At 43.6% G+C, this 14,226-nt stretch carries 14 protein-coding genes; 3 read left to right on the top strand and 11 right to left on the bottom strand.

The genetic code is table 11. The annotated features are described in order from the left end of the window. Positions 1–12 precede the first annotated feature (12 nt). The 10 genes from MKX97_RS03425 to MKX97_RS03380 all read right to left on the bottom strand — a co-directional run bounded on the left by MKX97_RS03425 (position 13) and on the right by MKX97_RS03380 (position 10,307). Positions 13–750, bottom strand: a complete 738-nt coding sequence (locus MKX97_RS03425) for an ABC transporter permease (RefSeq protein WP_009766002.1) — start codon at positions 748–750, stop codon at positions 13–15. A gap of 14 nt (positions 751–764) precedes the next feature. Then, the gene (locus MKX97_RS03420; RefSeq protein WP_245799459.1) at positions 765–1,484 is read right to left on the bottom strand and encodes an ABC transporter ATP-binding protein; all 720 of its coding nucleotides are present in this window, start codon (positions 1,482–1,484) and stop codon (positions 765–767) included. A 287-nt stretch (positions 1,485–1,771) separates the two neighbouring features. Then, on the bottom strand, positions 1,772–3,421 hold the full coding sequence (locus tag MKX97_RS03415; RefSeq protein WP_342536965.1) for a long-chain-fatty-acid--CoA ligase: 1,650 nt from the start codon (positions 3,419–3,421) through the stop codon (positions 1,772–1,774). A 12-nt stretch (positions 3,422–3,433) separates the two neighbouring features. Beyond that, on the bottom strand, positions 3,434–4,186 hold the full coding sequence (locus MKX97_RS03410) for a 2-phosphosulfolactate phosphatase (protein ID WP_009766005.1): 753 nt from the start codon (positions 4,184–4,186) through the stop codon (positions 3,434–3,436). 11 nt (positions 4,187–4,197) lie between these two features. Further along, on the bottom strand, positions 4,198–5,256 hold the full coding sequence (locus MKX97_RS03405) for a phosphotransferase family protein (RefSeq protein ID WP_009766006.1): 1,059 nt from the start codon (positions 5,254–5,256) through the stop codon (positions 4,198–4,200). A gap of 59 nt (positions 5,257–5,315) precedes the next feature. Beyond that, on the bottom strand, positions 5,316–5,882 hold the full coding sequence (locus MKX97_RS03400) for a TetR/AcrR family transcriptional regulator (protein WP_009766007.1): 567 nt from the start codon (positions 5,880–5,882) through the stop codon (positions 5,316–5,318). A 99-nt stretch (positions 5,883–5,981) separates the two neighbouring features. Next, positions 5,982–6,752, bottom strand: a complete 771-nt coding sequence (locus MKX97_RS03395; RefSeq protein ID WP_009766008.1) for an SDR family oxidoreductase — start codon at positions 6,750–6,752, stop codon at positions 5,982–5,984. Then, the gene (locus tag MKX97_RS03390) at positions 6,749–7,975 is read right to left on the bottom strand and encodes an acyl-CoA dehydrogenase (protein ID WP_009766009.1); all 1,227 of its coding nucleotides are present in this window, start codon (positions 7,973–7,975) and stop codon (positions 6,749–6,751) included. The genes MKX97_RS03395 and MKX97_RS03390 overlap by 4 nt, the downstream gene beginning before the upstream one ends. A 237-nt stretch (positions 7,976–8,212) precedes the next feature. Next, entirely contained in the window at positions 8,213–9,064 is an 852-nt protein-coding gene (locus MKX97_RS03385) for a proline/glycine betaine ABC transporter permease (protein WP_009766010.1), read from the bottom strand. Beyond that, positions 9,057–10,307: a glycine betaine/L-proline ABC transporter ATP-binding protein gene (locus MKX97_RS03380; protein WP_078817154.1), complete on the bottom strand. Its 1,251-nt coding sequence runs from the start codon at positions 10,305–10,307 to the stop codon at positions 9,057–9,059. The genes MKX97_RS03385 and MKX97_RS03380 overlap by 8 nt, the downstream gene beginning before the upstream one ends. A 210-nt stretch (positions 10,308–10,517) precedes the next feature. On the opposite strand from MKX97_RS03380, the gene MKX97_RS03375 reads away from it, so the two are divergent. Continuing rightward, positions 10,518–11,069, top strand: coding sequence for a transcriptional regulator (locus MKX97_RS03375; protein WP_040758413.1), 552 nt, complete (start codon positions 10,518–10,520; stop codon positions 11,067–11,069). 138 nt (positions 11,070–11,207) lie between these two features. Here MKX97_RS03375 and MKX97_RS03370 read toward each other — a convergent pair whose 3' ends face one another. Beyond that, complete coding sequence (locus MKX97_RS03370) at positions 11,208–11,936, bottom strand: DUF6612 family protein (protein WP_342536964.1); 729 nt, start codon at positions 11,934–11,936, stop codon at positions 11,208–11,210. Between the two features lie 173 nt (positions 11,937–12,109). On the opposite strand from MKX97_RS03370, the gene MKX97_RS03365 reads away from it, so the two are divergent. Then, positions 12,110–13,039, top strand: a complete 930-nt coding sequence (locus MKX97_RS03365; RefSeq protein WP_342536962.1) for an NAD(P)/FAD-dependent oxidoreductase — start codon at positions 12,110–12,112, stop codon at positions 13,037–13,039. 197 nt (positions 13,040–13,236) lie between these two features. Beyond that, positions 13,237–14,163, top strand: a complete 927-nt coding sequence (locus MKX97_RS03360) for a glycine betaine ABC transporter substrate-binding protein (protein ID WP_078817151.1) — start codon at positions 13,237–13,239, stop codon at positions 14,161–14,163. Positions 14,164–14,226: the final 63 nt, after the last annotated feature.

Raw genomic sequence — 14,226 nt, 5'->3', positions numbered from 1 at the left:
AAATTGTCTGTACTATTTCGATTGCTGCAGACGAAGAATACACAAGCTGAGTACGAAGACAATGGCAATGAAGCTACCTGATAGAATCGTTTCCCCTGTCCATTCCAGCTGCCCATTCCATATCGCAATAAAAAGTTGATTCATATGATAGATCACATTGAAATCTGCAATTGTTTGCACGAATTTCGGCATCAACTCTATCGGCATCGTAAAGCCTCCTGAAATCATGACTAGTTGAAAAATAACGATAGAGAAGACAAGTGCACTATTTTGATTTGTGAAAAATGAATAAATAGCTGAAGATAAGACGAGAAGTACTGCGTTCATTGCAATGAAAAATCCATAAGAAGCAAGAAAGTCTATCAAATGAAATTGCAGGTCATATACCAATGCGCCAATAGAAAATACAAGGAAATAGCCGAGACTCGTTAAAATAATGGATTTCAAAATAGCAGACAACAAAAGCATACGCTTCGGCACGGGTGTCAGTGTAATCCGCTTTTCGATGCCTGTTGTCCGGTGCGTTACTTGTTCAAATCCGAAAGCGAAAAAAATAACTCCAAACGCGATGAGTAGAATGAATGATGGTGTATAAGTCTCCGCATAATTCAAACTTCCATCATAAGTAGCTTCTCCGAATAACTGTCCCATGAAAAGATACGATACGGGCGGCACGACAATCGTAAACACCACATAGAAAATTTCTCTCCAAAACATTAATAAATCGTATTTTAGTTGTGTAGCTAACATGTCTAATCTCTCCCTTAAACCGTCACATTTTGTAAATAAAACTCATGAATTGAGCGATAACCGCGCTCCAAAATCCGTTCCGTGGTATCAAGCACCTCTGCTATGCCATTGTTAAGCAACATCACCTTATCACAGTACAACTCCACTTCATCCATATTATGAGTTGTTAAAATGACCGTTCCACCCATCCTTTTATTGTAGTCCGTAATGTAATTCCACAGCATATTGCGCATATGAGGGTCCAACCCTGTTGTCGGTTCATCCAAAATCAACAGCCTAGGCTGCGACATGAACGCAATCGCCAAACTGACAATTTGCTTCCACCCACCCGAAAGCTTATCGAAATAGGTTCGACGATACGGTTCAAGATGAAACTCCGCCAATACCTGATTGACATCTTTAGTGGAATCATAATAGGACTGAAATAGTTTCAGCAGTTCATAGACTTTCATCGTTTTATAAAACTGTGTTGGCTGCAGTACGACAGAAATTTGTTTTCTCAGCTGCTCTTTTTCATTGATGGAAAGACAATGCAACTCCTTGCCGAATAGATGAATGCCTCCTGCGTCCGGTGTTTGAATCGTCATAAGCATCTCTAAAAAAGTCGACTTCCCCGCTCCGTTTTTCCCAATGACCGCCACAATTTCCCCTTCATTTGCCTGAAAGTCTACTCCCTTCAATACGTCATAGGATCCAAATGATTTTCGAACGTCTTGCGCCTCGACCACAGTCATTATGTTTTCCTCCATTCGTTCACTCTTTGTACTTTTAGTATACGAACTGGCGAATAAAACGTCAGCCGGATTTGGGTGAGTGGTACATTTTTGAATGTCAGTTGCAGGATTTGTTAGGTGAGTGGCATAGATGTGCGAAGTTGGTTTGGTATGATATGTGTTTGGCTTAGACTGACACGGGTTTGGCTCAGTCTACTTTTTCAATTCAGCTTCAATGAAAGCAGCCCCCAATCAAATTTTTGATTGGGGGCTGGCCTGAAAATATATCAACAATTCTTCAATAATACTCACGCTTCCTGCAGCTGTCTCCATAAAATTTTTCCGCTGCTTGTGGTAGGGAAGCTGTCGCGGAATTCAATAATTCGCGGATACTTATAGCTTGCCATCTGAGTTTTTGACCACTCAATGATTTCATCGTCCGTGACTTTTCCTTTGTATTCTTCGTTAAGAATGATCAACGCCTTGACTGTTTCACCGCGCACTTCATCCGGATAGCGGACTACACATGCCTGTTGAATCGCCGGATGCTTGTAGAGGATGGATTCTACTTCCGTGGGCCATACTTTATAACCTGCCGCGTTAATCATCCGCTTGACTCGATCTACCATATAGAAGTAGCCTTCGTCGTCCATACTCACAATATCGCCTGTACGGAAAAACTGTTGGCCGCCAAGCTCTATGTGGCTGGCTTTTGTCTCTTCCTTCCTGTGATAATAACCTTTAAATAACTGAGGTGCATTGACCACCAGCTCGCCTTCTTCGTCTGCCCCGAGTTCGGCACCGGTTGCCGGATCAATAATTCGGGCATCGACCCCAAATGCAGGGATGCCAAGACACTGAAGTTTCGGCCGGTTTGGAGGATTAAAATGCGTGTGCGACATGGTCTCGGATAATCCATACCCCTCCACATAGTCAAGCCCGGTCCATTGCCGCAATTTTTCTCCGACAGCAACAGGCAGCGTGGCTCCTCCCCCGCCAACCAATTCCAATGACGAAATATCATATTCCGCTAGCTTCGGATTCGCAAGGAAATCGATGAGCATCGTACTGATATTAATCCAGTGACTAATTTTGAAATGCTCCATGGCTTTGATTGCATAGTCACGGTCCCATCTCGTCAGAATAATCATCTCACTGCCTGCTAAAATAGGATTCAAAGCACTGTGCGTAAGTCCCGTGACATGGAATAGAGGCAAACTGGTCAACGTCACAGTATCAGGGCTCATCGTCATCCAGTGATAGGAACCCGTCGTATTAGCCTGAATGGTACGATTGGTATGGATACATCCTTTTGGTGTACCCGTCGTTCCGGATGTGTAAGGGATCATCGCCATATCGTCACTTTTCCCCTTGTAAGCTGACGGTGTGCTTCCGGAATTCAATGCGGCTTTCCAGGAGATGGTCTTCGCTAATTGCTGTACGGGTGCCTTCACCACGTCCGGGATGATACCCAAGGCTCTTTCTTCTATTATATACTCCGAGTAGGCTGTACTTATCACAGTTTTAAGCATCGTTGTGCCGATAAGCGGCTCGATTTTCGGATAAAGTTCTTGCCCGACGAACGCCAAATGGATTTCTCCGTCTTCCAAGAAAAACTGCAGATCTTCCGTCGTGCTCATCGGATTGATCGCCACAGCGACTGCCCGTACCCGCAGGATGGCAAATAGGCTGATCAGAAATTGAGGGGAATTTTGCATAAGCAGCAATACCCGATCCCCTTTTTTTACTTGGCAGTGATGTTCCAAATAACCGGCGACTTGATCCACTTCACCTAATAATTCACCGTACGTTGCAGATCCGCCATAAAATTCATAGGCTGATTTGTTCGGATACTTCTTCGCTGTGATCGCCAAATTATCGTAAATTGTCGTCTCGGGAACTGTAAGTGTCTTCGCAACTCTTTTCGGCCAATAGTCAAAATGCGCGGTATGTTTCATTCTTTTCACTCCTCAAGATCTGTATGCGCTTACAAAACTATCGCAAACTATTTCATTTTCAAATAAATAAGGTGCTGTTTCTATCAGGCTCTTCTGACTGACGAAATGAAGTTCCCTTTCGAACTCCATATTCATCAACGACTCTCCAACGCGGGTGTTTTTCAATATGGACAGGCTATTGCTGCTTTGACTTTCGTAGAATAAATTTGCAGCCCGCGCACTGTCGGTCAATTCAAGTGCTGCTCCTCCCGTTTTCACGGCTAACTGCGACAGAAAATAACCCGCACCGTAAAAGTCCTCCAAACAAAACTTATTATTTGACCCTGCACAAACGAGCAAAATTGTTTCGTCTTTGTATTCTTCCGATACTTTTCGTGCCACTGTTTCACTGTTCAGCAAAGATGCAATCCAAACTTTCCCCGCCTTCGCGGCTTTTCGAATCGCGACCGTTCCGTTAGTAGTTACTAAAATAAGCGTTTTCCCTTTTACTTCGTGCTGAAGCGCCAGCGGAAGCGGGTAGACAAATCCTGTAATCGGTAAGCCGTTCGATTCACCGGCCAAACAAACCGCTTCATCTTGTCGTTTTTGTGCAATCAGCTGCGCCTCTTCAGCTGTTTCAGCGGGAACGACAGCACGCGCGCCAAAAGACAGACAGGCAGATATCGTGGATGTTGCCAATAAAATATCGAACACGACGACTGTTTTTGAAGCATCCAGTAGCGCTTCGTCCAGTTCTTCCTTCTTCAAAAGTACGTGAACTTTCATTATTTCGCCCCTTATTTTTTCGCAGTGATCAGCGCATACTGAATTAAATTCTCGACAAAAACATTAAACTTGGCGAAGCGCTGATCAGTCGTCTGCCCTTTACGGTACCTGTAATAAATCTGCTGACAAATCACCGCCAACTTGAAATAAGCGAACGTCAAGTAATAGTCGATCGACCCCACATCTCTGCCACTTTTATCTGCATACATTTGAATAAACTCATCTCTCGTAAAGAATCCATCCAGCACAGTAACGGGAGGAGCCCCCAGCCCCTTCTTCAAAAGATCAGGATCGTTTGGCTGAATCCAATAACTCATCGCTGCACCGACATCTGCCAATGGATCACCAACCGTTGTCATTTCCCAATCAAACAACCCGGTCATCTCTGAAAAGTCGTGCGAAAACATCGCATTGTTCAATTTATAATCATAGTGAATAATTGTCGGTGCAGCAGAGTTCGGTACATTTTTCGTCAAGTAGTCCGTCAACTCCGCAACACCTCGAACCTCATCTGTTTTCGCTCGCTCATACCGTCCGATCCACCCCGACAATTGGCGTTGCATAAAGCCTTCTGGTTTCACCATGTCTGCAAGTTTCGTCTTCTTGTAATCTACTTGATGCAAATGAACGAGCTGTTCCACCATGAGTTGTGATATTTTCCGTCCGAGCTCAGGAGTATACGTTACCTCATTCGGAAACTTGGTATCCAGGACGATTCCTTTCCTACGTTCCATGATGAAGAACGGGCTGCCGACAATACTTTCATCATCTGAAAACAGATAAGGCTTTGGTGCTGGCTGGAAGTACGGATGCAAGCTGGATAAAATCGTATACTCCCTTTCCATATCATGAGCTTTCGGTGCTACCGGTCCTAGTGGCGGCCTTCTTAACACGGCTTCCCAATCCGCAATTTGCAGGAGATACGTTAAGTTGGAATGCCCTGCACTGAATTGGCGAATCTGTAACTCTCCTTTTGGAGCCTGTGGAATTTGCTGTTGAATAAATGTCTGCAGCATTTCCCTGTTCAATTCTTCCCCTGTTCGAACTTCAATTGTAGTAGCATCGCTCATACTAACTCCTCCTCCATACTAACCAGTAGGTATGTTACTTACATGCTGACAGAATCAGCTTAGGGTTTCTTAATCCCATCGAATAAAATCATTGAAAAGAGTTTGCTCAGTTGCTCTGCGGAAATTTCGCCCGAAGGATTAAACCAGTTATAACTATAATTCGCCATCCCAAGAACTCCGAATGCCACAATATCTGCGCGTAACTCTGGACGGAATTCACCGGCTTGTATCCCATCCGCAACCAACTGTTCAATATTCAAGCGAAATAAATCCCGCTGTTTGTCAATCGTTTCTACATTTTCTTCTACAAGATGCCGCATCTCACGGAAAAAGACCCGCCCGCTCGGACCTTTATCTTGAATATCTGCGATCAATAAAACGATCACTTTTTCTAATTTCTCTTGGTAGGTTAATTTCTCATTTTCCATGATCGACTGTTGCCGATTCAACAAGTCTGAAATATAATCTAAATGAATTTCCATCAATAATTGTTCTTTACTTGTAAAATAGTAGTAGAACGTTCCTTTTGTCACACCGATCGAATCCACAATGTCTTGAATCGACGTTTGGCTGAATCCTTTTTGCTCAAATAATAAAATACTTGCTTGCGTAATTTTTTCTTTCATTTCAATTCCCCAGTCCTCATAATGTCGTTTTTACATACTATAGCACATTATTTTGATGCAAATCTTCCTTTATCGGGACGGGGCGAATGAGGATAAAAGTCAAAAAGCATGTGCTCCGCCATCAACTGTCAAAATATCGCCCGTTACATAATCAGACGCTTTGGATGCCAGAAACAGTGCAGCACCTTTTAAGTCTGAATCATTTCCAAGCCTGCCGAGTGGCGTACTTTGCATGATCATTTTCTCTCCATGCTCAATCAAAACCTTCGACATTTTTGTCGGGAAAAACCCTGGTGCGATCGCATTGACATTCACTTGATGCTGTCCCCATTTGACCGCCATATCTTTCGTCAGCGTCATGATCGCGCCTTTACTCGTATTATAACCAATCGTCTGCATAAACGGCGGCGTTCCTCCAAACCCTGCAATCGAAGCGATATTAATAATTTTTCCACTTCGCTGACCAATCATGACTTTCCCCACTTCTTGACTCATCAGGAAAGTTCCTGTGACATTAACATCCATCACCTTTCGCCAAGCTTCCAACGGCATATCCTCAGTCGGTGCCGCCCAGCTTGCCCCGCTATTATTAACCAGAATATCAATCGTGCCAAAATGTCTGACAGTCTGCTCCACTACTCTCTTTACATCTTCAGGCTGTGTCACATCGCACGGCAACGCGATGGAATCGACGCCCATCCCTTTTAACTTCTTACTCATCTCATCACACGCTTCGGCGTTACGTGAACAAATGACCACATTAGCTCCCGCTTCTGCAAATGCCTCTGCAATCTGGGCGCCTAACCCGCGAGCTCCTCCAGTGACAATCGCTGTTTTACCTGTCAATGCGAATAAATCCAAAATGCTCATAGTTCTTCTCCCCTTTGTCTGTACTTTTTCAATTCCAATCGTGCAATCTGTCGCGCATGCACTTCATCCGGACCGTCTGCGATCCGCAGTGTTCGCGCACCCGCATACTGGTAAGCGAGCGGGAAATCATCACTGACTCCTGCTCCGCCAAATGCTTGAATCGCACGATCGATGACTCGCAAAGCCATATTTGGCGCTACCACTTTGATCATGGCAATCTCTGCTTTTGCGACTTTGTTTCCAACCGTATCCATCATATAAGCCGCCTTTAACGTCAACAAACGTGCCTGCTCAATATCCATACGGGATTCCGCAATCCATTGTTGCACTACACCATGGTCGGCAATCTTTCTGCCAAACGTTTCTCGTTCTGACGCCCGTTTACACATTAATTCAATTGCGCGTTCAGCTGCTCCGATCAAACGCATGCAATGATGGATTCTGCCTGGTCCCAATCTGCCCTGCGCAATAGCGAATCCTTTTCCTTCCCCCCACAACATATTCGTTACGGGGACCCTGACATTATCAAAATGAATTTCAGCGTGACCATGCGGTGCATCATCGTAACCAAAAACAGGAAGCATTCTTTTGACAGTTACACCTTCTGCATCCATTGGCACTAAAATCATTGACTGCTGTTCATGCTTAGGGGCATCCGGATTACTTTTCCCCATAAAAATCATCACTTTACAACGTGGATCACCTGCACCTGATGTCCACCATTTTCTTCCGCTTAAAATATACTGATCGCCGTCTCGCTCAATTCGTGACTCAATATTCGTCGCATCACTCGAAGCAACTTCTTTTTCCGTCATTGCGAAGGCAGAACGAATTTCCCCTGTCAATAAAGGTTCCAGCCACTGCTTCTTTTGCTCATCCGAACCATAGCGCGCCAACACTTCCATATTGCCTGTGTCAGGTGCACTGCAATTAAAAATTTCAGGCGCTAAAAAAGACCTTCCCATAATTTCACACAGCGGAGCGTATTCCAAATTGGTCAGACCCGCACCTTGTTCGTGATCTGGAAGAAACAGATTCCACAAGCCCTGCTCCTTAGCATTCACTTTTAATTCTTCCACTATAGGTGGGACTGCACTCCATCTATTGGATTGACCAACAAGCTGACTGCGAAACACATGTTCATTTGGATAAATATAGTCCTCCATGAATTGACTCACTTGTTCCTGCAGCTGTACTACTTTTTCTGAATACGAAAAATTCATTGAGTCTTGCCTCCCTTTCTATACTGACCAGTTGGTATGTTCAGAATATTAATTCAGAGTATACTAGATTAGTTCGAAGCTAGCAAGTCTCAATTTAAATACTAAGTGCCTGCAACGAGCCAAACACTTCCTGTTTCGAGCTTAACGCCGTTTGATCGATGAGCAAAAACTAGACATGAAAAAAGCTGCCACAGAAAGTCTTGTTTCAAAGACTTTCCGGACAGCTATTCTCACATATTATTTCGCTACTTTTTTATTCTTCCGATTACCTGCGTGTTGGGTAATCCGGTCCAGGATGATCGCAACAATGACGATTGACAATCCTGTTTCGAAACCTTTACCGGTTTTCAACTGAGTAACGGAACGATACACTTCTTCTCCGAGACCCGGTGCACCAACCATGGACGCGATGACGACCATCGATAGAGACAACATGATACTTTGGTTGACTCCTGCCATGATCGTAGATTTAGCCAATGGGATCTGCACTTTCAGTAAACGCTGTGATGTTTTGGAACCGAATGCTTCTGTTGCTTCGATCAAATCTTTTGGCACTTGTTCGATTCCGAGCATCGTCAAACGAATTGTCGGCGGCATGGAGAAAATGACAGATGCCACAACCCCGGGCACGACACCGATATTAAAGAAGAAAATCGCTGGCAATAAATAAACGAATGCCGGCATTGTCTGCATCAAGTCGAGAATCGGATTGATGATTTTCTTCACCGTTGCTTGTTGAGAACCCCAAATACCTAACGGAATCCCGATGAGTAACGCAATCGCGACCGAAGTCAGAACGAGAGCGAGCATTTGAAGCATTGGATACCAGTAACCTAAATAGTCAATGAACAACAAACCAATCAATGTAAACAACGCGATACCACGTGTCGACAAGAAATAAGCAATCACTGCGAAGATGACTGCCAGCAAAATGGAAGGTACTAAATCCATTAGCGTAACCGCACCTTCAACGGTACCTTTTAGGAAAGCAGAAATACCATCAAATACTGTGCCGAACGTGTCGACCAACCAATCTACTCCGTCATCGATCCAATCAGCAAATGGTAATCTTGGTAATAAATTATTCATGATCCGTCACCTCGTTTACTCCCGTTGCAACAGGATCGTTATTAATAAACTGTCCATTTCCAGCAAGCGCGCCAATTAACGCACCTCGGATAATGATTCCTTGCAGATGTTCTCTTTCATCCACTACCGCAACTGGAACGGAGGCAGTCGAAACCGTATCGAATAAATCTGTCAATACTGTATCTTGTGAAACCTTCGTAATGTCGCGAATGAGTACATCTTCTAGGAGCTTTCCTTCTTCTGTCGCTGTAAGTGCATCTTGTGCAGTGACAGCACCAAGCAAACGGTTCCCTTTATCCACTACATAAATAGAAGAAATGCTTAACTTTTTCATCAAGCGCAAGGCTACGCGGGCACCTCGATCGACTTGCACTGTGTCCGCTTTCTTCATAATATGCCATGCTGTCAATACCTTCGATAAATCGACGTCTTCGACAAAACGCTCGACATATTCATTGGACGGACTCATCAAAATTTCTTCCGGCGTTCCGATCTGGACGATATCGCCGTCTTTCATGAGTGCGATTCGATCTCCAATTCGCAACGCTTCATCCAAATCATGCGTAATGAAAATAATCGTTTTCCCCATGTCATGGTGAAGTTGCAACAATTCGTCTTGCATATCTTTACGAATCAACGGATCAAGCGCACTAAACGCTTCGTCCATTAGCAATACGTCCGGGTCATTTGCAAGCGCACGAGCTAGACCTACCCGTTGCTGCATCCCGCCACTGAGTTGATTCGGATATTGTTCTTCATAACCTGCCAAACCTACCAATCGCAAGGATTCTTTCGCCTTTTCTTGTCGCGTCTCCTTTGCGATGCCTTGAATTTCTAATCCATATTCTGTATTTTCCTGTATCGTCTTATGCGGAAACAATGCAAAGTTCTGGAACACCATGCCGATTTTTTTCCTGCGAACTTCACGCAACTGCTCCTTATTCATCTCCACAATATCTTTTCCATCGATCAATATCTTCCCCATCGTCGGATCGATCAAACGATTCAACATGCGTACAAGTGTCGATTTCCCACTTCCTGACAAGCCCATGATAACGAAGATTTCTCCATCATAGACGTCAAATGAAGCATTTTTTACACCGACCGTCGCGCCCGTCGCTTGTAAAATTTCCTTCTTGGACTTCCCCTCGTTCAGTAATTGCGCGGCACGTTTCGTATTCTTTCCGAATATTTTCGTCGTACCTTGTACTTCAATTTTCTTTGTCATTTCTTGATCACTCATGTGGACAACTCCCTAGCTTTCTAAAAACTTGACTTTATTATTATAGACGTAACAGTTTTGCAATACAACAGTTTAACCTAAATTAATTGTTTATACAGTAAAAACTGTACAAACTTTCATCTAAATATTGCTTTTACACGTCAAATATAATACGCTATATTAGCAATCGGGGAGAAATCCATCCTCAGTATTTTAATGGAGGTACACTTTATGGACGGTAAAGAACAACTTGAAAAATCACGCGAGCGAATTATCGAAACAATCGCGCAAAACATACATCTATACGGCCTGACTCCATCTGCAGGTAGACAATATGGCACGATGTTTTTCCATGACGATCCGTTGACATTGGATGACATGACAGAAGAACTCGGGATGAGTAAAACCAGCATGAGTACATCCGTCCGCGCCCTATCTGATTTGAAGTTAGTGGAACGCGCATGGAAACGAGGCGTCCGTAAAGACTTATACCAAGTCAAAGACGATTGGTATCAAAGCTTCATCGACTTATTCTCTATCAAATGGCGGCGCTCCATCTCTCTTTATTCCACCACCATCCGTAAGTCATTGAACGAGTTAAACAAGCTGGCAGCCGATCCATCCATTACAGATGATTTGAAACTAATGGTAGAAAGAGACATAGAGAAGCTTCGATACGTTCAAGATTATTATGAATGGCTAGATCGTCTGGTCGATGCATTTGAAGATCATGATATTTTTGATCTGGTACCACGAAAAGACGATATACAAGAGGGTAAATGACGTGAGAGCTTAGGCTTTTGCGGTTTTCAAATAATAAAAAGCATTCCACTACCGTTTTATGGTAAGTGGAATGCTTAATCACTCCTTTATACATATCATGTGGTGTAGGAAGCAAAAGCTACTTGTTCAATACCCCATTTACTCCACCTCAGGCAGCATGATTTCCTCCGCCTCATTCACCTTCCCATAATTCAAATCCACGGAAATCGTTACAGACTGCGTAGGATTTTTCCCTTCTGCTTCATAATGGAACTCTTTCAATCTCATATGATCTTTCGCAATCTTTACTTCGAGCTTTGAAGCGATATTCGATGAATCGACACCTTTAAACGACATATTAAATAGTTCCTGAAATACTTTATAAAAGTCTTGGTCATTTCCGTCGTATGTAAAAATATATTCATTGTCCTTCTCTTTCATTGCCAATTCTTCTTTGACTTCTCCGAGTCGATCGATCACTTTTTCGTATTGGACATTTAACAATTCTTCTTCTGTATATTGACCTGAAACATCTTCCCACCTTCCTCCGTTTTCATTAGCCAATACAACTTCTGCTTTTTTATAAACTTCTGCTTTCGTATCGTTCAGCTGACCATCCGTTGTTGTTACGTACGATGCATGGAAATCAGGCGACTCCTTGTCGACGTATTGTATTTTCCCTTTGTTAACCTGTTTCTGCTCTCCCTTTGCCATATCTTTCGCAAGCACCGTCAACGCCATGTCGATTTCATAACTCTTCAATTCTTCCGGTGATTGATCCAGACGTGTTTGGACTTCTTGCATCGTCAGGTTATCTGCCGATTCAGCACAAGCGCTGAGTATGATGGCGGAAAGAACTAACATCAGTAATCTACTAATACTTTTCATTCTTCTTCCTCCTAAACCAGTTTTCTCATAGTATAGCGTTTTCCTAATTTATCGAAAGTGCCTGAATGCCCACTGAACATTACCTATCATTTGACCCCTTCATTGAGAAATGCAGTACCTCCATCCACCTCTCTTAGTTTGCTGCATGTATATCGGGGAATTAAAGAAGCATAATGACAAGAAAAGGAATGAGTGACGATATGCTTTATGAATGTGCAATTATTGGCGGTGGACCCGCTGGATTGAGCGCAGCCCTGGTACTCGGTCGGGCGAGACGAAAAACGGTTATATTTGATGACGACCATGCGCGGAATCGAGTGACACGGGAAGCACATGGTTTTTTAACAAGAGACGGCATCCAGCCTGCTGAATTAAGACAACTCGCCCGAGAGGAAATTGCGAATTACCCTTCCGTTGAGTTTCACAATGAGCGAATTGCTTCTATTGAGAGAATAGACGAGACACATTATGAATTAAGGACGGCGGGCGGAAAAATCTTTCGCAGTCAGAAAATTTTATTGGCAGTCGGTTTACAGGACGAACAACCAAATATCCCGGATATTGAACGCTTCTACGGAACATCCATATTCAGCTGCCCTTACTGTGACGGCTGGGAACTTCGCGATCAGCCTCTTGCCGTTATTGCGGATAAGAATGTCTTCAAAATTGCAGCAGAAGTCTATACATGGAGCCGTGATTTGATCGTCTTTACAAACGGCGAAGGTCAGCTTACAGCGGAAGAATGCAAAAAACTTAATGCGAAAGGAATACAAATCATAGACGACATGATCGCAGGACTGGAAGGAAAAAACGGACAACTTGAAAGCATTCGACTGGAAGACGGCACACTCATCGACCGCACCGGCGGATTCGCCTCCCCACTCTGGAGCCACCCTAACCAATTTGCAGCAGAACTAGGCTGTGAGCGTAATGAATATGGAGGAATTTCAACCGATGAATATGGACGCACCAGTGTATGGAACGTCTATGCAGCAGGCGACGCAGCACATATTGTCCCATCTCAATTAATTATTGCAGCGGGCACAGGCAGCGCGGCGGCGATCGGAATGAATGGTGATTTGACGAATGAATTTTTCGATTAAATAGATCAGACACTTTGTACAGTAAAAACTGTACATACAATAAATATAGGTAAAACGGTTGTATTGCAAACATATTACAGTTATACTAGTAAAGGTTCGCTATGATAGCGGAAACAAAAAGGTTGTACATACTATACAGACGTTGGACAACAAAACGTCCATCTCACTTGCAACCAAATACAAGGAGGAACTGTATCGTGTCATTTAAAAAGAAAGTTCTAGGATTCAGCTCAGTCGCTCTATTAGCAGTAGGTCTTGCTGCATGTGGCGGCGACAAAAATGAGGACACATCAAAAACTGACGGAGACAAAGACGCAACAGGCGCAACAGAATCCATCGGTAAAGCAGTAGACTACAAGATTACAGGAATCGACCCAGGCGCGGGCATCATGGAAGCAACGGACCGTGCACTTGAAGATTACAACTTAGAAAAGTGGGACGTTGTTACAGGTTCAGGCGCAGCCATGACGGCAGCATTGAAAAAAGCGTATGACAAAGAAGAGCCAATCATCGTAACAGGATGGTCTCCACACTGGAAATTCGCAAAATATGATCTTAAATACCTTGAAGATCCAGAAGGTTCTTACGGTGGGGCGGAAGAAATTCACACAATCGGACGTCTTGGTCTAGAAGAAGACTTACCGGAAGCTTACCAAGTTCTGAAAAACTTCCACTGGACAGAAGAAGATATGGCTGAAATCATGGTGGAAATCATTGACGGAGAAGATCCAAAAGTAGCAGCTCAAAACTGGATCGATGCCAATGAAGACAAAGTTGCTGAGTGGACAGACGGTGTAGAAAAAGTAGACGGCGATACGATTAAATTTGTATACGTAGCTTGGGACAGTACAGTTGCAAGCACGAATATGATGGCTCTTGTATTGGAAGACTTGGGTTATAAAGTTGAAATGTCACAAGTCGAAGCAGGTCCAATGTACACAGCAGTTGCTGATGGCAGTGCAGATGTATTGCTTGCAGGCTGGTTGCCAATCACACATGCAACATATATGGAAAAGTTTGAAGACAAACTGGACGATATCGGTGTAAGCATGGAAGATGTGAAAATCGGTCTAGTCGTACCAACCTATATGGAAATTGATTCAATTGAAGATTTGAAAGAGTAATAAGAAAAATAAAATCCCCCGGCATGGACAGATGAACTGTTTACGCCGGGGGATTTTCATTCA

Origin of the sequence: Sporosarcina sp. FSL K6-3508 (assembly GCF_038615825.1) — a bacterium.
In the GTDB taxonomy this organism is placed as follows: domain Bacteria; phylum Bacillota; class Bacilli; order Bacillales_A; family Planococcaceae; genus Sporosarcina; species Sporosarcina newyorkensis.
This window is presented reverse-complemented; position numbering and strand designations above follow the sequence as displayed.